This is a genomic window from Empedobacter sp. R132-2 (genome assembly GCF_030324375.1).
Lineage (GTDB): Bacteria > Bacteroidota > Bacteroidia > Flavobacteriales > Weeksellaceae > Empedobacter > Empedobacter falsenii_B.
This window is the reverse complement of record NZ_JACAGG010000001.1, coordinates 30,016-48,963: the sequence shown is the minus strand read 5'-3', so window position 1 is coordinate 48,963 and position 18,948 is coordinate 30,016. Positions and strand designations below refer to the sequence as shown.

Annotated in this window: 21 protein-coding genes, 2 tRNA genes and 1 pseudogene; 7 read left to right on the top strand and 17 right to left on the bottom strand. The window is 31.8% G+C overall.

All coding sequences use genetic code 11. From position 1 onward, the window contains the following. Positions 1-28 precede the first annotated feature (28 nt). The 8 genes from rpsB to HXZ69_RS00240 all read right to left on the bottom strand — a co-directional run bounded on the left by rpsB (position 29) and on the right by HXZ69_RS00240 (position 6,407). Positions 29-775, bottom strand: coding sequence for a 30S ribosomal protein S2 (gene rpsB / locus HXZ69_RS00275; RefSeq protein WP_115001416.1), 747 nt, complete (start codon positions 773-775; stop codon positions 29-31). 124 nt (positions 776-899) lie between these two features. Beyond that, positions 900-1,286, bottom strand: coding sequence for a 30S ribosomal protein S9 (gene rpsI, locus HXZ69_RS00270; protein ID WP_038334481.1), 387 nt, complete (start codon positions 1,284-1,286; stop codon positions 900-902). 9 nt (positions 1,287-1,295) lie between these two features. Continuing rightward, entirely contained in the window at positions 1,296-1,751 is a 456-nt protein-coding gene (gene rplM / locus HXZ69_RS00265; RefSeq protein WP_038334665.1) for a 50S ribosomal protein L13, read from the bottom strand. Between the two features lie 335 nt (positions 1,752-2,086). Next, positions 2,087-2,947: a fumarylacetoacetate hydrolase family protein gene (locus HXZ69_RS00260; protein WP_286494661.1), complete on the bottom strand. Its 861-nt coding sequence runs from the start codon at positions 2,945-2,947 to the stop codon at positions 2,087-2,089. A 123-nt stretch (positions 2,948-3,070) separates the two neighbouring features. After that, positions 3,071-4,210 carry an acyl-CoA dehydrogenase family protein gene (locus tag HXZ69_RS00255; RefSeq protein ID WP_115001412.1) on the bottom strand — a complete coding sequence of 380 codons (1,140 nt, stop codon included), beginning with the start codon at positions 4,208-4,210 and terminating at the stop codon, positions 3,071-3,073. Positions 4,211-4,262: 52 nt separating this feature from the next. Continuing rightward, the gene (gene porT, locus HXZ69_RS00250) at positions 4,263-5,051 is read right to left on the bottom strand and encodes a type IX secretion/gliding motility protein PorT/SprT (protein ID WP_286494660.1); all 789 of its coding nucleotides are present in this window, start codon (positions 5,049-5,051) and stop codon (positions 4,263-4,265) included. A 26-nt stretch (positions 5,052-5,077) separates the two neighbouring features. Then, the gene (gene ubiE / locus HXZ69_RS00245) at positions 5,078-5,818 is read right to left on the bottom strand and encodes a bifunctional demethylmenaquinone methyltransferase/2-methoxy-6-polyprenyl-1,4-benzoquinol methylase UbiE (RefSeq protein ID WP_038334486.1); all 741 of its coding nucleotides are present in this window, start codon (positions 5,816-5,818) and stop codon (positions 5,078-5,080) included. A gap of 25 nt (positions 5,819-5,843) precedes the next feature. Next, complete coding sequence (locus tag HXZ69_RS00240; RefSeq protein ID WP_038334487.1) at positions 5,844-6,407, bottom strand: hypothetical protein; 564 nt, start codon at positions 6,405-6,407, stop codon at positions 5,844-5,846. A 123-nt stretch (positions 6,408-6,530) separates the two neighbouring features. Between HXZ69_RS00240 and HXZ69_RS00235 the strand changes: the two genes are divergently transcribed. Together HXZ69_RS00235 and aroC are read left to right on the top strand one after the other, a co-directional pair. Continuing rightward, positions 6,531-7,604: a 3-oxoacyl-ACP synthase III family protein gene (locus HXZ69_RS00235; protein WP_286494659.1), complete on the top strand. Its 1,074-nt coding sequence runs from the start codon at positions 6,531-6,533 to the stop codon at positions 7,602-7,604. Between the two features lie 23 nt (positions 7,605-7,627). Beyond that, positions 7,628-8,686 (top strand): chorismate synthase, encoded by a 1,059-nt coding sequence (gene aroC, locus HXZ69_RS00230; protein ID WP_286494658.1) that lies wholly within the window; start codon positions 7,628-7,630, stop codon positions 8,684-8,686. Positions 8,687-8,816: 130 nt separating this feature from the next. Here aroC and HXZ69_RS00225 read toward each other — a convergent pair whose 3' ends face one another. Together HXZ69_RS00225 and HXZ69_RS00220 are read right to left on the bottom strand one after the other, a co-directional pair. Beyond that, the gene (locus HXZ69_RS00225; RefSeq protein ID WP_125348776.1) at positions 8,817-9,497 is read right to left on the bottom strand and encodes a LytR/AlgR family response regulator transcription factor; all 681 of its coding nucleotides are present in this window, start codon (positions 9,495-9,497) and stop codon (positions 8,817-8,819) included. Further along, positions 9,484-10,224 (bottom strand): sensor histidine kinase, encoded by a 741-nt coding sequence (locus HXZ69_RS00220; protein ID WP_185144074.1) that lies wholly within the window; start codon positions 10,222-10,224, stop codon positions 9,484-9,486. Before HXZ69_RS00220 ends, HXZ69_RS00225 begins: the two co-directional genes overlap by 14 nt. A gap of 469 nt (positions 10,225-10,693) precedes the next feature. On the opposite strand from HXZ69_RS00220, the gene HXZ69_RS00215 reads away from it, so the two are divergent. Then, positions 10,694-11,518, top strand: a complete 825-nt coding sequence (locus HXZ69_RS00215) for a DUF5694 domain-containing protein (protein WP_280038012.1) — start codon at positions 10,694-10,696, stop codon at positions 11,516-11,518. A gap of 209 nt (positions 11,519-11,727) precedes the next feature. Here HXZ69_RS00215 and rplI read toward each other — a convergent pair. The 3 genes and pseudogenes from rplI to rpsF all read right to left on the bottom strand — a co-directional run. Then, positions 11,728-12,225, bottom strand: a pseudogene (gene rplI / locus HXZ69_RS00210) (50S ribosomal protein L9); the annotation flags it as partial. 21 nt (positions 12,226-12,246) lie between these two features. After that, positions 12,247-12,549 (bottom strand): 30S ribosomal protein S18, encoded by a 303-nt coding sequence (gene rpsR / locus HXZ69_RS00205; RefSeq protein WP_019976570.1) that lies wholly within the window; start codon positions 12,547-12,549, stop codon positions 12,247-12,249. 8 nt (positions 12,550-12,557) lie between these two features. Then, the gene (rpsF, locus tag HXZ69_RS00200; protein ID WP_038334492.1) at positions 12,558-12,905 is read right to left on the bottom strand and encodes a 30S ribosomal protein S6; all 348 of its coding nucleotides are present in this window, start codon (positions 12,903-12,905) and stop codon (positions 12,558-12,560) included. A gap of 338 nt (positions 12,906-13,243) precedes the next feature. Here rpsF and HXZ69_RS00195 point away from each other — a divergent pair, with 338 nt between their 5' ends. Continuing rightward, positions 13,244-14,548, top strand: a complete 1,305-nt coding sequence (locus HXZ69_RS00195; RefSeq protein WP_180904959.1) for an aminopeptidase P family protein — start codon at positions 13,244-13,246, stop codon at positions 14,546-14,548. A gap of 73 nt (positions 14,549-14,621) precedes the next feature. Here HXZ69_RS00195 and pncB read toward each other — a convergent pair whose 3' ends face one another. Then, positions 14,622-15,824, bottom strand: a complete 1,203-nt coding sequence (pncB, locus tag HXZ69_RS00190) for a nicotinate phosphoribosyltransferase (RefSeq protein WP_286494657.1) — start codon at positions 15,822-15,824, stop codon at positions 14,622-14,624. A gap of 96 nt (positions 15,825-15,920) precedes the next feature. After that, on the bottom strand, positions 15,921-16,676 hold the full coding sequence (locus tag HXZ69_RS00185) for a hypothetical protein (protein ID WP_286494656.1): 756 nt from the start codon (positions 16,674-16,676) through the stop codon (positions 15,921-15,923). A 67-nt stretch (positions 16,677-16,743) separates the two neighbouring features. Here HXZ69_RS00185 and HXZ69_RS00180 point away from each other — a divergent pair, with 67 nt between their 5' ends. After that, positions 16,744-17,157 carry an RNA-binding S4 domain-containing protein gene (locus tag HXZ69_RS00180; protein WP_180904955.1) on the top strand — a complete coding sequence of 138 codons (414 nt, stop codon included), beginning with the start codon at positions 16,744-16,746 and terminating at the stop codon, positions 17,155-17,157. Here the strand turns inward: HXZ69_RS00180 and HXZ69_RS00175 are convergent. Continuing rightward, positions 17,154-17,681, bottom strand: coding sequence for a shikimate kinase (locus tag HXZ69_RS00175; protein WP_180904953.1), 528 nt, complete (start codon positions 17,679-17,681; stop codon positions 17,154-17,156). The genes HXZ69_RS00180 and HXZ69_RS00175 overlap by 4 nt on opposite strands. 2 nt (positions 17,682-17,683) lie before the next feature. Continuing rightward, positions 17,684-18,289 carry a hypothetical protein gene (locus HXZ69_RS00170; protein ID WP_115001390.1) on the bottom strand — a complete coding sequence of 202 codons (606 nt, stop codon included), beginning with the start codon at positions 18,287-18,289 and terminating at the stop codon, positions 17,684-17,686. Between the two features lie 298 nt (positions 18,290-18,587). On the opposite strand from HXZ69_RS00170, the gene HXZ69_RS00165 reads away from it, so the two are divergent. Both HXZ69_RS00165 and HXZ69_RS00160 read left to right on the top strand, forming a co-directional pair. Continuing rightward, a tRNA-Lys gene (locus HXZ69_RS00165) sits at positions 18,588-18,660 on the top strand. Between the two features lie 96 nt (positions 18,661-18,756). Next, positions 18,757-18,829, top strand: a tRNA-Lys gene (locus tag HXZ69_RS00160). The last annotated feature ends 119 nt before the right edge of the window (positions 18,830-18,948 follow it).

Genomic DNA, 18,948 nt, shown 5'->3' with positions numbered 1-18,948 from the left:
TATCGATGAATTGATCATCAAGTTAATGTTAAGCTTCTTTTGTTTCAGCTCCTTCTTCTTTACCTTCTTTTGCTTTTTCTTTTTCTGCTTTACGTGTAGATAAACCAGCTTTGATAGAATCAGCTACTGTAGATAAGATGATATCGATAGATTTAGAAGCATCATCATTTGCAGGGATTGGGAAATCTACTTGACGAGGGTCAGTATTTGTATCAACCATTGCAAAGATTGGAATACCCAATTTTTGAGCTTCTGCTATAGCGATGTGCTCACGTACGATATCTACAACAAATACTGCAGATGGTAAACGTGTCATATCAGCTATAGAACCTAAGTTTTTCTCTAAAGATGCTCTTTGACGATCAACTTGTAATCTTTCTTTTTTAGATAGTGTTTCAAACGTACCGTCTTTTTTCATACGATCGATTGAATTCATTTTTTTAACTGCTTTACGGATAGTAACAAAGTTAGTTAACATCCCACCAGGCCAACGTTCTGTAATATAAGGCATGTTGATTTCTTCAGCATGCTTAGCTACAACATCTTTCGCTTGTTTTTTAGTTGCAACAAAAAGAACTTTACGTCCAGATGCAGCAATTTTTCCTAAAGCTTCAGATGCTTCATCTAATTTCACTGCAGTTTTGTGAAGGTCGATGATGTGGATCCCGTTTTTCTCCATAAAAATATAAGGAGCCATAGCCGGATTCCATTTTCTTGTTAAGTGACCAAAGTGCACACCAGCACCTAATAAGTCCTTTACATTTACTTTTGCCATTTTCTTTTTTTTAGTTTACGTTCCGTTATCTCAACAAGCAACAAACAAGTGGTCGAAAAATTCTAGCCTTATTTGTTTAGATGCTAAACCAACGGAAAATGGATTTTTTAATGAATTGAATAAATTAACGTTTAGAGAATTGGAATTTCTTACGCGCTTTCTTTTGACCGAATTTTTTACGTTCAACCATACGTGGGTCACGTGTTAATAACCCTTCTGGTTTTAATTGTAAACGAAAATCTGCGTCAACTTCACATAAAGCTCTAGAAATTGCTAAACGAATTGCTTCAGCTTGACCAGTGATTCCACCACCAAATACTTTGATATCTACATTGTATTTCTCTTTTGTACCAGTGATTAAAAATGGTTGTTCTACTTTGTATTGTAATACTGCCGTAGGGAAGTAGATTGCTAACTCGCGCCCGTTAATGAAGATTTCTCCATTACCTTCTTGTAAGTATACACGAGCAACAGATGTTTTTCTACGTCCGATTTTATGAACTATTGCCATGGAATTAGATTATAAATATTCGTTAATATCGATTTGTTTTGGTTGTTGAGCTTCGTGATTGTGCTCAGTACCAACAAATACATGTAAATTAGTCAATAATTTACTACCTAATTTGTTTTTAGGTAACATTCCTTTTACTGACTTTTCGATTAAGCGTACAGGATCTTTTGCAAAAACTTCTTTCGCAGTTAAAGATCTTTGTCCACCTGGGTAACCTGTGTGACGGATGTATAATTTGTCATCCCATTTGTTACCTGTTAATTGAATTTTGTCAGCGTTTAAAACAATTACATAATCTCCACAATCTGCATGAGGAGTGAAGTTTGTTTTGTGCTTACCTCTGATAAGCTTCGCAACACCTGACGCTAAACGACCTAATGATAAGTCAGAAGCGTCCACAACTACCCATTCTTTCTGAGCAGTTTCTTTGTTGGCTGATGAAGTTTTGTAACTTAACGTGTCCACTATCTTGATTTTTAATATTTTATAAATTACCGACAATCCGATCGGGGTGCAAATGTACAAAATGATTCTGTTTTCCCAAAAGATTTTAGGAATTATTCCTCATTTTGATGGATTTGTACCATTTGGATGGTTGTCAAAACGTTTGCAAAATTACGTTAATTAATTGAATATCCAATATTTTTTTCGAATTAGACTTTCTATTTAATCGATTGATTGTATGAAAAAGAATTCGTTTTATAGTTTAATCAATTAAGTATGATGCTAAACAAAATTTAAAAACCGTGCAATTCAAAATTTAAATTGCACGGTTTTTTTTAATTGTAAGATATCTTATTCTAATCTCTTGAGAAAGGTAAAATAGTTTGAGTTGTAGAACCTAAACCTTCAATTCCATATTCGATAACATCTCCTGGTTTTAGCCAAACTTGAGGTGTTTTTCCCATTCCTGATCCTGCAGGTGAACCTGTAGAAATAATATCTCCAGGTAAGAAAGACATAAATTGAGATAGGTAAGAAATTAATTTAGGAATGCGGTAAATAAAATCACTTGTATTACCATCTTGCATTAATTCTCCGTTTAATTTTAACCAAACACGTAAATTATTTACATCCTCGATTTCGTCTTTTGTTGCAATAAAAGGTCCAACAGGTGCAAATGTATCACATCCTTTTCCTTTGTCCCAAGTTCCACCACGTTCTGTTTGGAAAGCACGTTCAGAAATATCATTAATCAATGCATAACCATATACGTGATTCATCGCCTCTTCTTCCGTTACATTATTTGCTTTTTCACCAATAATAATACAAAGTTCTGTTTCCCAGTCCATTTTTGTAGAACCATTTGGTTGCATAATTCCGTCTTCTGGTCCGTTAAACGATTGATTCGCTTTGATAAACATAATCGGTTCTGCTTGTTGTTGTAAACCTGTTTCTTTTACGTGATCATCAAAGTTAAGACCTACACAAACAATTTTTCCTGGGCGAGTTAAAGGTGTACCAATACGTACATCATCTTCAACTAATGGCAAGCTGTTAATGTTAAGATCGATATATTTTTGTAAAGTTTCTTGTTTTTCTGTATTTCCAAAAAAATCATCATCATAAATAATTCCTGATGCTGAAACATCGAATTTTTTCTCATCGATGATTACACCTGATTTCTCCTGACCTTTTGGTCCGAATCTAAAAATTTTCATCTTCTTTATATTTTTTCCGCCACAAATATACGACGTATTGTTTTTTGATTAAATAAATAAAAAAAGACATCTGTCATTTACAGATGTCTCATAGAGATAAAAAATAATTATATTTATCTAAAATTATTTAGCAATTCCTCTCGAAATTACAATTTTTTGAATTTCTGATGTTCCTTCGTAAATCTGAGTAATTTTTGCATCACGCATCATACGCTCTACATGATACTCGCGAACATAACCATTTCCTCCATGAATTTGAACGGCTTCCGAAGCAACTTCGTTTGCTGTTTTAGAAGCAAATAGTTTTGCCATTGCACCAGAAATAGAAATATCTTTTCCTTCATCTTTCTCAACAGCAGCTTTGAAACATAACATACGAGCAGCTGTAATATTAGTTGCCATATCTGCTAATTTGAATGCAACAGCTTGATGATTGATGATTTCAGTTTTGAATGCTTTACGAATTTTTGCATAATCTAATGCTAATTCATAAGCACCTTGAGCAATACCTAATGCTTGAGAAGCAATACCGATACGTCCTCCGTTTAAGACATTCATTGCGAAAGCAAATCCAAATCCATCTTCACCTATACGGTTTTCTTTGGGCACTTTTACATCATTAAAGAATAATGAATGTGTGTCAGAACCACGGATTCCCATTTTTTGCTCTTTTGGTCCAATTTCGAAACCTGCCCATCCTTTTTCTACGATGAAAGCATTGATTCCTTTGTGACCTTTTTCTGGATCAGTTTGAGCGATTACTAAATAAGTAGAAGCTGTTCCACCATTCGTAATCCAGTTTTTTGTACCATTTAATAAATAGTGATCTCCCATATCTACCGCAGTAGTTTTTTGAGAAGTAGCATCAGAACCAGCATCTGGCTCAGATAAACAAAAAGCTCCGATTACTTGACCAGAAGCTAATGGTACTAGATATTTTTGTTTTTGATCTTCGTTACAATATTTTTCCATACCAGCACAAACCAAAGAGTTGTTAACTGACATGACAACAGCAGCAGAAGCATCAACTTTAGCGATTTCTTCCATTGCAATGACATAAGAAACGCTATCTAAACCAGATCCTCCGTATTTTGGGTCAACCATCATACCTAAGAATCCAAGTTCTCCCATTTTTTTTACTGCATCAGTTGGGAAAGTAGATGTTTCGTCGCGTTCGATAACTCCTGGTAATAACTCAGCTTTAGCGAAGTCGCGAGCAGCTTCTTGAATCATTAATTGTTCTTCCGATAATTGAAAATTCATGTGATTATATTATTTATGGTTTTTATTATTTTATGATTATGACTTTAAATTTTTATTCAAATTTTAGAGAAAAAACAAATGCTCTGGTTGATAATGAATTCAAACTTCCTGTCCAATACTTTTGTGAAGCATCTTTATCAGGAACAATTTCATTATTAAAGAAGAACATACCTTTTAGAGCTGGTGTAAGTTTAAATCGTTTGAAATAAATTTCAACACCAATTTCTGCTTGCCAGTTAAAATTATTCGTTGTAGTTCTGAAAACTCCAGTTGCGTTATCGTCTTCTTTGTTTTCGTTTGATTGTAAATTCATTAGATAACCCAAACCTCCTTGAATGTATGGACGTGTATTGAACCAACGATCTCCGTGAAAGTTAAGTAACAACGGAATTTCGATATAAGTAGATTTTACTTCGCGTGTTATTTTAGAAGGGTCTTCTATTGTTTTACCTGTAGCAGGATCCAAGTAGTTATTGAAATGTAAAATACGTTGAGCAAAATGCAATCCTGGTTCTGATTTTAAATCAATATAATCATTTACTCGCATTTTTGCGATTAATCCAACAGAGAAACCAGCTTTACTTTCTTGATCTAAATAAACTAAACCGTGTTCATTTACCCCATCATCATCTGGTGTTTGAGGAGTTCCTGGTAACGGATTTGTTTGAGCTTTAGGAACAATCTTGTAACTCATCATATTAGTTCCCAAGAAATATCCAAAACTAAATTTTTTCTGATCAGTTTCAGTTCTGTTTTCGCTTCTGTCATTATTAGGACGAAACTGCGCATTTGCAATGCTAGCAACAGTTAACGATAATGCGATGATTAGATTTTTTCTCATAGACTTTCAACGAATAACAAGCAATTTTATTTTATACTCTTATAAATGCTTGCAATACCAAAAGTAAGTTTTTTATCAATAGGTTGTGTAAATTTTACACTTTTCAGGATGTTTTTCATTTCTTCTCCATGTGGAAAAGCACGAACTGAATCTGGTAAATAGGTATAAGCACTTTGATCTTTCGAAACCATTTTACCGATTGCAGGTAAAATATTTTTAGAATAAAACGTGTACAACTGTTTCATAGGGAAAGCTGTAGGATACGAAAATTCTAAAATAACAAAAGTTCCTCCAGGTCTTAAAACACGATTAATTTCTGCTAAACCTTTCTCTAAGTTTTCAAAATTACGAACACCAAAAGAAACGGTCACACAGTCAAAAGTGTTATCAGGAAAAGGTAAATTTTCCGAATCACCTTGCACCATTTCGATACGATTTTCTAATCCAGCTTCTTTTACTTTTTTGCGACCAACTTCCAACATTCCGTTAGATAAGTCTAATCCAGTAATTTTTGCATCGGTATTTTTACCCATCATAATCGCTAAATCTCCTGTTCCAGTCGCGATATCTAAAATCGTTTTTGGTTGAGAAGCTTTTACCATTTTGATAACATCTTTTCGCCATTGAATGTCGATTCCCATTGATAAAACACGGTTTAATAAATCGTATTTTGGCGAAATATTATCGAACATTTGCTCGACTTGTTTCTTTTTATTTAGATCTGATGCTTCGTAAGGAGTTACTGCATCGTGTTGATGATTTGCCATTTTGTAAAGTTATAAAATCTAAATCTTATTCGTAATTCTCGAAATAAAATTGTTTAAAATCTTCTTTGTTAAATATTTTCGATAAATCAGTTGCTTTCTCGCTTCCACTACTTTTTATGAACATTTTAGGATAATCTTGATCGATGTTATAGTAAAAGTTTTCGATGTATAATTGAGAAGATTTTTCGATAATTCCGTGATAAATCTTGTTATCTATTGCAATATTGTTTGATAAAAAGATAGAATCTTTGTTTTTTCTAACACCATAAGGTCGTGTAAATGTATAATATTCTTGATGCGTTGGATTTATAAAACCATTTGCTCTCGTAATATCTACAACTGTATCTACATTTTTGTTATTAAAACTATAAACGATATGCGCTTTTCCTTTTTTCAAGTCTACTCTTGCATTTTGTTGCGGTGCAATTGTAAAATCTTTATCGTTAATTTTGATTGTCAAGGTTTTGTTTGATGGATTATCAATCACATACCCATCTTTTTTGCTTAGAAAAGTGTTATAAATAACAACGATTAAAGCAGCTAATCCACAGACGATTAAAAGACCAATTAATGAAGGATTTTTTTTCATGCTGCTAAATTAAATATACTTTATTAATTTCGGTATGAGTTATTACATATTTTTCATGACTATTTTAATGAAATGTGTAACTTTGTCGCTATTATTTTTTTATTAAAATTGAACAATATTAATATGATAAACTCTGTAATTACAGGTTCTGGACACTATTTACCAAATAGAATTGTTACGAACGAAGATTTTGTTAACCACGAATTTTATGACGAAAGTGGAAATCGTTTGGATAAAACTGGTGAAGAAATTACGCGTAAATTTGAGGAAATTACAGAAATCAGAGAAAGAAGATATGTAGAAGATGATTTATTAAATTCTGATATCGCAACTTTTGCTGCTAAAAAAGCAATTGAAGAATCTGGCGTTAATCCAGAAGAATTAGATTATATAATCGTTGGGCACAATTTTGGAGATATTGATCCTGTTGGTCATCAAATTGATATTATGCCGTCAATTTCGGCAAAAGTAAAACACAATTTAGGAATCAAAAACCTAAAATGTAAACCTTATGATATGACATTTGGTTGTCCAGGTTGGATAGAATCATTGATTTTAGGACATCAATTTATTCAAGCAAATATTGCAAAGAAAGTTTTGGTAATCGGTTCTGATACGTTATCTCGTGCTGTAGATCCGCATGATCGTTCTGCGATGATTTTTGCAGATGGAGCAGGAGCAGTTGTTTTGGAAGCGAAAGAAGCTGATTATAAATATGGAATCATCAATCACGAAACGTTAAGTTATACAGGTGATGAATTGGCTTACTTGACAAATGGACGTTCTGCAAATCCAGATTATAAAGGTTCAATCAAAACAATTAATATGAAAGGTCGTAAAGTTTACGAATTCGTATTAAAAAATGTTCCACCAGCAATTAAAGAATTGTTAGATGAAACAAATTTATCAATTACCGATATTGATAAAATTTTATTGCACCAAGCAAATGCAAAAATGGATCATGCGATGATAGAGCGTTTATACAAATTATATGGTGTAGCTGTACCAGAAAAAATTGATCCAATGACGGTTCAATTCTTAGGAAATACATCTGTAGCAACGGTTCCTACAATGTTTGATTTAATAAAAAAAGGAGAATTAGCTCCTCATCAATTTCACGCAAATGATATAATTATTTTAGCTTCTGTTGGAGCTACAATGAATGTTAATGCAGTGATTTATCAATTCGAAAAATAAAAATAAAAAACACATATACTATTGTGAATACATTCGGAAGACTATTTAAAATTTCGACTTTTGGTGAAAGTCATGGTGTAGCGATTGGAGGTGTAATTGATGGTGTTCCAAGTGGAATCGAATTAGATTTCGATTGGATACAAGCGCAATTAGATCGTCGTAAACCAGGGCAGTCTGCAATTGTGACACAGCGAAAAGAACCAGATACAGTACAATTTCTTTCAGGTATTTTTGAAGGGAAAACAACAGGTGCTTCTATCGGGTTTATTATTCCGAATAATAATCAAAAATCTCACGATTACGATCATATCAAAGGTGTTTTTCGTCCTTCTCATGCCGATTTTACATACGAAACCAAATATGGTGTTCGCGATCATAGAGGTGGAGGAAGAACTTCTGCGCGCGAAACGGCTAATTGGGTTGTTGGTGGCGCTGTTGCAAAACATGTGATTCCAAATATCAATATTACAGCTTATGTAAGCGGAGTAGGTGAGTTGAAGTTGGATAATGATTATTCTACATTAGATTTTTCTAAAATTGAAGATACTGCGGTTCGCTGTCCAAATTTAGAAATGGCAGAAAAAATGATCGATCTTATCAAAGAAATTCGCAAAGAAGGTGATACAATTGGTGGTGAAGTTACCTGCGTTATTCAAAATGTGCCAGTAGGTTTAGGTGAACCAATTTTTGATAAATTGCATGCTCGTTTAGGGCAAGCAATGATGTCGATAAACGCGGTGAAAGGTTTTGAATACGGCGAAGGTTTTGCTTCTACATCGATGAAAGGTTCAGAAATGAATGATCAATTCAACCAAGATGGAACAACAAGAACCAATTATTCTGGAGGAATACAAGGTGGAGTTTCAAATGGAATGGATATTTATTTTAAAGTTGCTTTCAAGCCAGTTGCGACATTAATGCAAGAACAAACAACGTTGAATGCAGATGGCAAAATGGTAGAAATGCATGGAAAAGGTCGTCACGATCCTTGTGTTGTTCCAAGAGCCGTTCCTATTGTAGAAAGTTTAGCTGCGATGGTTTTGGCTGATATGTTGCTGATACAACGAACAAGAAATATATAAACAAAAAACTCCAACCTTTAAAGTTGGAGTTTTTTGTTATTGTCATTCTGAATGCAGTGTTAACGAAATGAAGAATCTGAGATTTTTCGACAAGCTCGAAAAGACAAGTATTTTTTGTTCTTAATAATTCTTAACCAAAATCCTTCATTTCTTTTCGATAAGTTTCTCCAATTGGTAAAATTTTCTGATTGAGATAAACAGAATTTCCATCAATAGAAGTTAAAAAATCAAGATTGATGATATACGAACGATGAATTCTTTTGAAATGATTTGGTAATTTTTCTTCGAAAGACTTCATGGTTTCTAAGACTAATATTTTTTCAGTTTTGGTATGAATTCGAATATAATCTTTCAAACCTTCAATGTAAATTAAATCTGAAAAATTAATTTTTACTTGCTTTCCATTTGCTTTTACAAACAAATAAGTCGACTGATTTTTAGTTGATGTCGTTTGAAAAAAATCAACATATTTTTTTATAGAGGCATCAAAACGTTCTTTCGTAATAGGTTTCAATAAATAATCAACCACATGAAAATTAAAACTTTCTAAAGCATAATCTTGATAAGCTGTTGTGACAATGAATTTCTGAGAATGATCAAGGATTTTCATCAACTGAATTCCAGTCAATTCGGGCATTTGAATATCTGTGAAAATAAGATCAACTTTATTATTTTTGAGAAAATCAATTGCTTCAAAAACTTCAGTTGTTGCAAGTGAAACAATTAAATTTTCATTTTCAGAAGCATGTTTTTTCAATAATTCAACAGCTAAAGGTTCATCGTCTAAAATAATACACTTAATTTTCGTCATTTAATGGAATTTTTAAGTAAATATGAAAGGTTTCATAATCGTTTTTAATTTCGAAAGTATAATTATTTCCGAAATAATAATTCAATCTTTTTTTCAAATTCGTTAATCCAATTCCTGAAGTTTCATCTTTTTGATGTTGATTAATTTTATTTGAAACGGAAATCTCAAGGTATTCAGAATTAGTTTTTAAATTGATTTTAATTGGATGATTAATGTCTTTTACAACACCATGTTTTATTGCATTTTCGATTAAAGGCGAAATAATATATGGATGAATTAATTTTTTAGAATTCTCAATCAAAAATTCTTTTTCGACATAAAATTTTTCTCCATAACGAATCTGCTCCAAATCTAAATATTGATTGATGTAATCAATTTCTCGTTCAATTTCAATTTTATCTTTATTGGTTTCGTAGGTTGTAAAACGCATAATTGCACTCAAATTTTCGATTGCTTTTAACGAATGAGGAGAATTTACACTCACCAAACTATAAATATTATTGAGTGTATTAAACAAAAAATGAGGATTAATTTGAGATTTGAGAAAATTAATTTCAGCTTCTTTTTTCTCTTTTTCAATGATGTTATTTTGTTTTAGTGTATGGATTGAATGGAATGTCATCCATAAAAAAAGTGACGAAAAAACGATAAAAGAACCATAATGTAAATTGTCGTAAATGTAAAAACTAATTGTTGTTCCTTCAAAATAATTGACTTTATGGAACAAAAAATCTGTAATAATTTGCTCAATAAAATAACGAACAATAATGAATGTTGTAAAGGAACATACTATAGAGAATAATATCGATTTCCAATTTATTTTTTTAAGAAAATAGGGGGCAATAAAAAAATAGATAATAAAAATTGTAATTAACTGAACAATATACATTGTTGATGCAAATAATGTAATTGATTTAAAAAATGAATTTCCGTTAGTTAGATTAACTAATCCAATTGTTATGTAATCAAACAGAATGTAAATAACCCAAAAACCTAAAAGTATAAATACGCTTTTTTGATTTGAGAAGCTTAAATTTTTTTTATCATCTTCCATTGTTTTTGTTTTTTGTAAAATTAGATTCTTTTCTACATAAAAGTGAAGTGATTCGTCGATTATTCAAATGGGTTAGTCGATAAATAAAAGTCAATTTTTTCAGAATCATAGAAATTTGAATCATAATTAAAAATTAACTCAAATGAAAAACTTATTTATTGCAATTGCTACATTTATTGGTACTATGAATTTATCTGCTCAAACAAAATATCAATTTCAAACAAAATTTGATGATGCTATTCCAGTTCTTAATATGGGAACTTTTCACATGGGATATACTCCAGATGCAAGTACGACTGAATTTGATGAGAATAACCAAGATAATGTTCGTCAAATACATGAAATAGCAAAGCAGATTGCGGCTTTTAAACCTACAATTATTTTAGTTGAACAAAATCCTTCTCGCAATAAAGTGTTGAATAAACTTTTTCAAGATTATTTACTTAATCCTAAAATGAAGTTTGAAAATCCAAACGAAGTTGAGTTATTGGCTTATGAAGTTGGGAGACTAAGCGGATCGAAGAAAATTTACGGAATTAATTATCAAGAAGATTATCTTTATATGCTTGGTGATTTGTTGAAAGAGCAAGATGATTCGATTACATTCAAAAGATACATTGAAATGTTCCGAAATAATGAATCGAAAAATGGAGTAACAAAAAAAGATGTAAAATTAAAAGAGTTATTGCAGTACTATAATCAACCAGAATTTTTAGATTTTTCTGTTGCAGTTAATGCGGATATGTTAACGACGGTTTCATACAAAAAATATCCAGTAGGAGCAGAGCAAGCGGCGAAATATTATCATAGAAATTTAGCCATGTTCTCAAATATGAATAATGTGCCAATAACAAAAGACGATCGTATTTTTGTATTAATGGGAGCTACACATACGGCTTTCTTTAAAGATTTCTTACGACGTTCACCAAAGTTTAAAGAAGTAAATACGTTAGATTATCTAAAATAAAAGCATAAAAAAAACCTCGCAAATTGCGAGGTTTTTTTTATATAGTTGAATAATAATTATTCTTCTGTAGATGGAGTTTCTTCTGTCGCAACTTCTTCAGATACTTCCTCTTTTTTCGCTTTCTTGTCGTTAGCGTAAATTGGGTTATCATAGTTGAAGAAAGAACCTTCTTCTTTAGTAGCATTAGCTGCTTTTTGAGCATCTAATTTAGCTAATTCTACTCTAGTTTTAGCAGCTTCTTCAGCAGCTTTGATAGATGCAGCATCTGGTACAATTTCAAATCCGAAATCTACTTCAACATCTCTGTGGAAACGAACTTTAGCTTCGTATTTTCCTAAACGTTTGATAGTATTTCCAGGGATTCTAATGTTTTTCTTCTCGATTTCAACACCAGCTTTTACTAAAGCTTCTGCTAAATCTGCATTGTTGATAGATCCAAATAATTTGTCTCCAGAACCAACTTTAGCGTCGATTTTAACAACTAAACCATCTAATTTAGCTGCTTTTTCTTTTGCTGCAGCGATTAATGTAGCTTCTTCTGCTTTACGAGCTTCTAAAACTTCGTTTAATGCTTTTACGTTATTTGGAGTTGCAACTGATGCTAATCCACGAGGGATTAAGAAGTTACGTGCGTATCCAGGTTTTACTGAAACAACTTCAAATTCAAAACCTAAACCTTCTACATCTTGTCTTAAAATTACGTTCATGATATTTTAATATTTAGGTTATTATTTTAATTGATCACCAATAAATGGCATTAATGCTAAGTGACGAGCTCTTTTGATCGCTTTAGAAACTTTTCTTTGGTATTTTAAAGATGTTCCTGTGTAACGACGAGGTAAAATTTTACCTTGCTCATTCACGAATTGAATTAAGAAATCAGCGTCTTTATAGTCAACGTATTTGATTCCAAATTTTTTGAAACGACAATATTTTGAGTTTGATTGTGTTTCGATATCTAAAGGAGATAAATAACGGATTTCTGATTCGCTACCTCCAGCTGCTTTTTTTGCTAAATCGTCAATTGCCATAGCTTTGCTTATTTGTTAGAGTTAGACTTTAATTTTGTTCTACGTTTTTCTGCCCAGTCCATACCGTGTTTGTCTAATTTCACAGTTAAGAAACGGATTACACGCTCATCACGTTTGTAAGCAACTTCTAATTGAGAAACTAACTCGTTATTGTCTGATTTAAATTCTACTAAGTGGTAGAATCCATTTCTTTTGTTTTGAATTGGGTAAGCTAATTTTTTTAAGCCCCAGTTCTCTTTTGCTACGATTTCACCACCGTTAGCAGTAACAAAGTCATTGAATTTATTAACTGCTTCCTCTACCTGAGAATCAGATAGAACGGGAGTCAAAATGAAAACAGTTTCGTAATGTGTCATTTTTAACTTCTTTTAAGTTATTATTTATACTAAAATTCGAGGTGCAAATATATAAATAATAATCCAAATATTACAAATGAATATTTATTGAATTTTTATTAAAACCTTATTTATTGAATATTATCGTTTTATCATATTGATCTTCAAAAAATATTGACTTTTTTTAAAAAAAATTTGCAGTTTAAAAAAAGTAGCTTACATTTGTCAACATAAAAGGCTAATGGCTTTTTCATAGGTTTAGGTTGGTTAAGGTTAAAACCCTCGTTTCTGCGAGGGTTTTCCTTTTTTTTCTAAAAACATCTTCTTAAATTTGGTCATAATAATTAATGTAAAATTTTATGACAACAAAATACAATCCTATTCCAAGCGAGTTATTCGTAAAGAACAGAGCGAAATTTGTAAAAGCAATGAAACCTCGTTCTCTTGCTATTTTCAATTCTAACGATATTTATCCAATTTCTTCAGATTCTACGTTACCGTTTGCACAACATCGTGATATTTTTTATTTATCTGGAGTTGATCAAGAAGAATCTATCTTATTAATTTTTCCTGACGCTTACGATCCTAAATATAAGGAAGTATTATTTGTTCGTGAAACAAACGATCATATTGCAGTTTGGGAAGGAGAAAAATTATCAAAAGCTCAAGCAACAGAAGTCTCTGGAATCAAAACTGTACTTTGGTTACAAGATTTACCAAATGTTTTGCGCAAATTGATGGTAGAAGCAGATAATGTTTATGTAAATAAAAATGAGCATTATCGTGTAACAGAAGCACCTCAAGTAGAAACGCGCGAAGATCGTTTTGTAAAACAATTGAAAGTAGATTATCCTGGACATACTTATTTACGTTCAAACCCTATTTTGCAACGTTTACGTTCTGTAAAAGAACCAGAAGAAATTCAATTGATTCAACAAGCGTGTGATATCACAGAAAAAGGTTTCCGTCGTATTTTAAATTTCGTAAAACCTGGAGTTTGGGAATTCGAAATCGAAGCTGAGTTTGTTCACGAATTTCTTCGTAATCGTTCAAAAGGTTTTGCATACACGCCAATTATTGCGTCTGGAAATAATGCAAATGTGTTACATTATATTCAAAATAATCAAGAATGTAAAGACGGTGATTTGATTTTGTTTGATGTTGCAGCTGAATATGCAAATTATTCATCAGATATGTCACGTACAATTCCAGTTAATGGAAAATATACAAAACGCCAACGCGAAGTTTATGACGCAGTTTTACGTTGTAAAAAAGAAGCGGAAACGATGTTAGTTCCTGGGAATAATTGGTACAAATACCATGAAGAATTAGGAAAAGTTTATACTTCTGAATTGTTAGGTTTAGGTTTGTTGGATAAAGCAGATGTACAAAATGAAGATCCAGCTTGGCCAGCTTACAAAAAATACATGATGCACGGAACGTCTCATCATATGGGATTAGATACACATGATTATGGTTTATTGACTGATGATTTTGTGGCAGGAATGGTTTTCACAAACGAGCCAGGATTCTATATTCCAGCAGAAGGTTTTGGAATTCGTTTGGAAGATGATTATGTAATTCAGAAAGAAGGAAAACCTTTCAACTTGATGCAAAATATTCCATTAGAAGCAGAAGAAATCGAAGATTTAATGAATAAGTAATCTTTCATTATATTAAATGATAACAAAAATGGAACTCAATATTGAGTTCCATTTTTTATTTTAAAGAATATTCTTAATCATTTTCTGGCGCATCATGTGATGGAATGTCATCTAAATCTAACATTTCTTTTGCAAGAGCAATCATACGTGGCGTTCCGGTATGTTTATTTTTTTCGTCCGAAAGTTTTACAACACCTGTCCATTTTATATCAATAGAAGAAATTTCGGTCAATTTCATCACGATATTCATAGGTTTTAAATCAGTGTCGTTTGTTAAGTTGGTTCCAATTCCAAATGATAATCCAATTCTTCCTTTGAAAGCTTTTGTAATCATTTCCACTTTTTCTGAATTTAATCCATCCGAGAAAATAATCGTTTTGAATAAAGGATTGATGCCCATTTTTTCGTAATGCGCAATTGTTTTTTCTCCAAACTCAATCGGATCTCCAGAATCATGACGAACACCATCAAATAATTTAGATAATTTTTTATCAAATTGTCCAAAGAAAACATCCGACGTATAAGTGTCAGTCAAAGCAATTCCTAAATCACCATAATAAACTTTTACCCAACGATCTAAACTGATTGAATTCGCGATTTTGAATCCGTAACGTGCACCATGAAACATAAACCATTCGTGAGCGTGTGTTCCAATTGGTTTTACACCATATTTATGCGCAAAGTGAACATTCGAAGTTCCAACAAAGCTTTTTCCTTTATGGTTTGTTAATTCTTTCATTACCACATCATGAACTTCGTAACTGTGACGACGACGGGTACCAAATTCCGCAACTGTAACGCCAAGACGATTGTATAAATCAACTTTATCGCTTGTACGTTTTGTGATTTCTTCGTTAGAAATGCGTTGCGCATTTGTTAATTTATAGAAAATTTCACTAATCAAACACAAGATTGGAACTTCCCATAAAATAGTACGATACCAATATCCTTCTACGTGAACTTCTACATCAGTACCGTTTTGAGTGATTTTTACTTCATTTGGATCATAGCGATAACCTTGCAAAAAATCTAAATAAGCAGGACTTAAATAAGGGCAATTTGTAGTGAAAAAATTTTTTTCGTCTTTGGTTAAAGAAAGCGAAGCCATTGCATTGATTTCTTTTTGCAGTTCTTCCGCAAAACCTTCAGGAAATTGATGTTCACCACGGTTAATGAATTTATAGCGCGCCATTACATCTGGATACAATTTTGTAACGCCAAATTGCATGGTGAATTTATAGAAATCGTTATCGATAATAGATTTTATTATACTCATTTTTTAGGTTTAATTCTAATACATTTTGAAATTTAAAGATAAAAAAAAACCATCAATACAGATGGTTTTTGTAAGATTATCTTATTTTGAAGATAATTATTCTGTTGTTCTTTTTTCGATTTTAGGTAATTCGAAATTGAAAATTATAGTTGCATCTCTATAAGCTGAAAATTCAGTCAATCCTGTGCTTGTAACATAATATTTGTTTCTCGCATAAGCTAAACGAGAAGGTAAAATAATTACACCTTGAAAGTTATACAAGTCAGTTGTAGCACGTTCAGTTGTTTTGAAATGTTTTAATCCTTCTACAAAGTTTTTTAATTCGATGTGTTCTCTTTTTACCCCATTTTTAATTTCAGTTGCTGTTGGTGTAAAGTAATAAAAAGTTGGATCTTGCGTAGCAGAACCATCTCCAGTATTTATACTTGAGTAATAAAACTGATCCAAAGAACCATATTTTCTTTTGTAGTCTGTACTATTTGTTGCAACAAAATATGTTGAAATAGAACTTAGATAAATAGAAGTACTATCATTAGAAATAATAGTTTTTCCTGTTCCTTTATGATTAGGATTTTCGGCATACCAAATTCCTAATTCATCTTGCTTTGCTAAAGATTTTAATGTTGGATAAGCATCATCTTCGTTTCCTTTGATGGTATCAAATTTTGTAAGTACACCTTTAGAGTTGAAGTAAAAATCTTCCATGTATTGTTGAATCGCTTCATCATCTAATGCATTACGTTCTTCAACTGGAATCTTAGTTTCTTTATTCACACCGTTATCATCATCATTATTACATCCTACTAAAACAGCAGAACATGCAATTAAAGTAACGAAGAATTTCTTTATCATGTTATTTCGATTTATATTGCGAATTTAGAAAAAATATTAGTTTAACCTAACAAATATTCAGTTTTAAATGAGATTAGATAAATTTCTTTGGAGTGTTAGATATTATAAAACGAGATCTTTAGCGGCTGATGCGGTTAAAAAAAATCGTGTAAAAGTAAATGGAGATGTAGCAAAAGCGTCGCGAGATATAATTCCAGGTGATGCGATTGAGGTGAGAAAAGATCAAATAAATTTATCTTTTAAAGTATTGCAAGTGCCAAATAATAGAATTGGAGCTAAATTATTAACCTTACATATTGTGGATACAACGCCAAAAGAAGAATATGATGTGTTAGAGCTTCGTAAACTTTCGCAAGATTATTATCGTGAAAGAGGTGAAGGTCGACCAACGAAAAAAGATCGTCGAGATTTGGATGATTATTTAGAAGAGGGAGGAGAAGATACTGAAGGTATCATTATAAAAGGAGAAGATTTGGATTAATTCCAAATCTTCTCCTTTTTAAGATGTTTCATAATTTCGTCCAAAATCTCTAATGTACTTTGGTTTGAAATGCTGATTGTATATTTTGCCTTTTCATAATATTGATTGCGTTCAAATAAATGTTTCGCAATAAACTCCATCATTTCTTCATTAGAAAGATGAGCAATTAAAGGTCGAGTTTCTTTTTTATTTTCCAATCGTTTCACCAATTGCGGTAATTGTACACGCATGAAAAATGAAATTGAATTGTTGGCAATCTCATTCATATTATCGTAATAAACAGGAGTTCCACCGCCTAAAGAAAGCACAATGTTTGTTGAAGTCAGAACTTCTTTTAAGGCTTCTCTTTCTTTTTTACGAAAACCTAATTCGCCTTCTTTTTCAAAAATCTCACTAATTTTTGTTTGATATTTATTTTCGATAAAATCATCAAGATCGATAAATTCGAAACCCAATGCTTTGGCTAAATCTTTTCCGGTAGTCGATTTTCCGCTACCCATATATCCTACTAAAGAAATAATCATGATTAGTCTACTGGTAAGTCTTCTGAATAAAAAATAGTTAATCTCGCATATCCATCAAACGTATCAATTTGATATGAATACGTATTCTCCAAACGTCTTGCATCATAACGTTCAACATTATAAGTTACTTGATAATCTTCGTTAGTAACGATTGAATTTGAATGATGGTATTTAGATTTTGGCGCATCTTTTTTGATTTCTGCTCTATATTGATTCAAGAATTTAATAGGAAAAGAATATGTTAATTTATAAACAATCTCTTGCGAAACCTGTATTGCTGTTATTTTATTCAAAAACATCGTTCCTTGATTATTGTTTTTAATCTTCAAAGAATCTAAACGATCTGAATTTTGAATGTATAAATTTTTTCCAAGTTTAGAAACCTTGAAACAACGATCATTCAATTTTTGATGAATAATCTGTGGTTGATCTTTTATTAATTCCTTTAATTCTTTCAATGCAAAATTAGACAAATGTGCATCTTTTGTTTCCTGATTACAATTGTTTGCATATTCAGAATCGGGTACGTCTGCCTCTGGGTTGTCAGATTTTTTACACGACACTATCGAAAACAAAGCAATAATAATATATAGTATATTCTTCTTCATTCTAAAATTTCAATCTTTAAATAGCGTTCCGAAAATAATTTCGGTTCACATAGATTTAGATTTGCTGGATGACAAATATAGTATATAAATCATTTATCAAATATATAAAATGATGTTTCTATGGCTTATTTTTTCAGTTTTCTTATCCGAAATTCTATCTTTCAAAAAAAAACTAAAAATTTATCTAAATTTAAGTTCTTAAAACCGAAATGATTAATTAATAAATTGTAAAAAACTTCACAAAACGTTTGTTAAATTAGTATTAAACGCCCTATATTTGCACTCGATTTAAGAAACCGACCTGGTAGCTCAGTTGGTAGAGCACAACACTTTTAATGTTGGGGTCCTGGGTTCGAGCCCCAGCCAGGTCACTTAGTCAAAACGTTCTTTTTTATATAAAAAAATAAAAACGTCTTTCGTTTTGTAAACTCAGATATAATCGTATATTTGCAGTCCGAAAAAACGGAGACCTGGTAGCTCAGTTGGTAGAGCACAACACTTTTAATGTTGGGGTCCTGGGTTCGAGCCCCAGCCAGGTCACAAACTTCATGTTACTAAGAAGTATAAAAATAGTAACACTCCAAAACGGAGACCTGGTAGCTCAGTTGGTAGAGCACAACACTTTTAATGTTGGGGTCCTGGGTTCGAGCCCCAGCCAG

Coding starts and splice junctions, on each gene's coding strand:
- HXZ69_RS00180 (WP_180904955.1), top strand. CDS start 16,744: ATGAGATTAGATAAATTTCTTTGGAGTGTTAGATATTATAAAACGAGA.
- HXZ69_RS00240 (WP_038334487.1), bottom strand. CDS start 6,407: ATGAAAAAAAATCCTTCATTAATTGGTCTTTTAATCGTCTGTGGATTA.
- rpsI (WP_038334481.1), bottom strand. CDS start 1,286: ATGGCAATAGTTCATAAAATCGGACGTAGAAAAACATCTGTTGCTCGT.
- ubiE (WP_038334486.1), bottom strand. CDS start 5,818: ATGGCAAATCATCAACACGATGCAGTAACTCCTTACGAAGCATCAGAT.
- rpsR (WP_019976570.1), bottom strand. CDS start 12,549: ATGGCAATTGACGATTTAGCAAAAAAAGCAGCTGGAGGTAGCGAATCA.
- HXZ69_RS00195 (WP_180904959.1), top strand. CDS start 13,244: ATGACAACAAAATACAATCCTATTCCAAGCGAGTTATTCGTAAAGAAC.
- HXZ69_RS00175 (WP_180904953.1), bottom strand. CDS start 17,681: ATGATTATTTCTTTAGTAGGATATATGGGTAGCGGAAAATCGACTACC.
- pncB (WP_286494657.1), bottom strand. CDS start 15,824: ATGAGTATAATAAAATCTATTATCGATAACGATTTCTATAAATTCACC.
- HXZ69_RS00260 (WP_286494661.1), bottom strand. CDS start 2,947: ATGAAAATTTTTAGATTCGGACCAAAAGGTCAGGAGAAATCAGGTGTA.
- rpsF (WP_038334492.1), bottom strand. CDS start 12,905: ATGACACATTACGAAACTGTTTTCATTTTGACTCCCGTTCTATCTGAT.
- porT (WP_286494660.1), bottom strand. CDS start 5,051: ATGAGAAAAAATCTAATCATCGCATTATCGTTAACTGTTGCTAGCATT.
- HXZ69_RS00215 (WP_280038012.1), top strand. CDS start 10,694: ATGAAAAACTTATTTATTGCAATTGCTACATTTATTGGTACTATGAAT.
- HXZ69_RS00225 (WP_125348776.1), bottom strand. CDS start 9,497: ATGACGAAAATTAAGTGTATTATTTTAGACGATGAACCTTTAGCTGTT.
- HXZ69_RS00170 (WP_115001390.1), bottom strand. CDS start 18,289: ATGAAGAAGAATATACTATATATTATTATTGCTTTGTTTTCGATAGTG.
- HXZ69_RS00235 (WP_286494659.1), top strand. CDS start 6,531: ATGATAAACTCTGTAATTACAGGTTCTGGACACTATTTACCAAATAGA.
- HXZ69_RS00185 (WP_286494656.1), bottom strand. CDS start 16,676: ATGATAAAGAAATTCTTCGTTACTTTAATTGCATGTTCTGCTGTTTTA.
- rpsB (WP_115001416.1), bottom strand. CDS start 775: ATGGCAAAAGTAAATGTAAAGGACTTATTAGGTGCTGGTGTGCACTTT.
- HXZ69_RS00255 (WP_115001412.1), bottom strand. CDS start 4,210: ATGAATTTTCAATTATCGGAAGAACAATTAATGATTCAAGAAGCTGCT.